Source organism: Luteibacter sp. 621 (genome assembly GCF_050435445.1).
In the GTDB taxonomy this organism is placed as follows: domain Bacteria; phylum Pseudomonadota; class Gammaproteobacteria; order Xanthomonadales; family Rhodanobacteraceae; genus Luteibacter.
Genome location: NZ_JBNDKI010000048.1, coordinates 1 through 1,235, shown reverse-complemented (window position 1 = coordinate 1,235; position 1,235 = coordinate 1). Strand labels below are relative to the sequence as shown.

The following is a 1,235-nucleotide window of genomic DNA, read 5'->3' as shown; positions in this document are numbered from 1 at the left end:
TGTGGTGGTCTAATCTTTCTGGACACCCCGGTAGGATTCACAGCCAGAACGAGGTGAACCATGGGACGTAAAGACATTACGCAGGCGCAGCGGGACGAGGCCGTGCATCTGGTACTGGCCGAAGGCCATTCGACACGCCAGGTATGTGAGATGTTGGATGTCGGGCCTACCGCGCTGAGACGGTGGGTCGCGATGTACCAGGCAGAGCACCCGGCGCCGGGGAGCCAGAAAACGGCCGAGGAGGATCGGCGACGCGTCGTCGAGCTCGAGGCGCAGGTGCAAAAGCTCCAGGAGGAGCGCGAACTGCTAAAAAAATCCATCGCCTTCTTCGTTCGGGAGAGCGATCGCCCACGGCGGTGATCGACGAACTGAAGAAGGCCTACCCGGTCACCCAGCTGTGCGACGCCATGGAATATCCCCGCAGTAGCTACTACGCCGGGCGGGGCAAAGAGGAACGGCCGATCGTTGAAGAGCCGGCGGCGATGACCTCGGTTCGAGAGATTCATCGGCAGACTCGAGGCAGCTACGGCACGCGCCGCGTGGCCGCAGAGCTTGCCCGGCAAGGGATGCCGACGGGTCGATATCGCGCACGCACCCTGATGAAGAAGGCTGGCGTATGGGCCCAGAGGGTGCGCCGGCACTCCTATCGGAGGGCGAGCAAGGCGGCGACACCCGCCCCCAATCTTCTCGAGCGGCAGTTCAAGGTGGCCCGCCCCAACCAGGTCTGGGTCGGCGACATCACCTTCCTGCCGACCCAGCAAGGGTGGCTGTATCTGGCCGTCGTGGTGGATCTGTACGCCCGGCGGATCGTGGGCTGGGCCTTCTCGACCCAGCCCAATGCCAAGCTGGCACTGGGCGCGTTGGACATGGCAGTGGAGAAACGCAAACCCGCAGGTGACCTGATGTTCCACTCCGACCAAGGGTCGCAATACAACAGTTTCGGCTTCATCCGGCGGCTGCAAGCGCTGGGAATCACCCAGAGCATGAGCCGGAAGGGCCATTGCTGGGACAACGCCGTCGCCGAGCGGGTCTTCGCCACGCTCAAGAGCGAATGGATGCGACGAACCTACCCGACGCGCTACGAAGCCGAGCAGGATGCCACCGTCTTCCTGACGTCCTACTACAACTATCGGCGCCTACACGCGACCAACGGACAGGTCCCGCCAGCCATCCACGAGCTACAGGCGGCGCGATAAACCACCCTATCGGGTGTCTAGAAAGACTTGACCACGACA

General features: G+C 63.1%; 2 protein-coding genes. Both read left to right on the top strand.

Translation table 11 applies throughout. The features are described from left to right. Nucleotides 1–60 precede the first annotated feature (60 nt). Nucleotides 61–360 (top strand): transposase, encoded by a 300-nt coding sequence (locus tag ABIE56_RS22605; RefSeq protein WP_429246061.1) that lies wholly within the window; start codon nt 61–63, stop codon nt 358–360. Next, complete coding sequence (locus tag ABIE56_RS22600; RefSeq protein ID WP_429246060.1) at nt 357–1,196, top strand: IS3 family transposase; 840 nt, start codon at nt 357–359, stop codon at nt 1,194–1,196. Before ABIE56_RS22605 ends, ABIE56_RS22600 begins: the two co-directional genes overlap by 4 nt. Nucleotides 1,197–1,235: the final 39 nt, after the last annotated feature.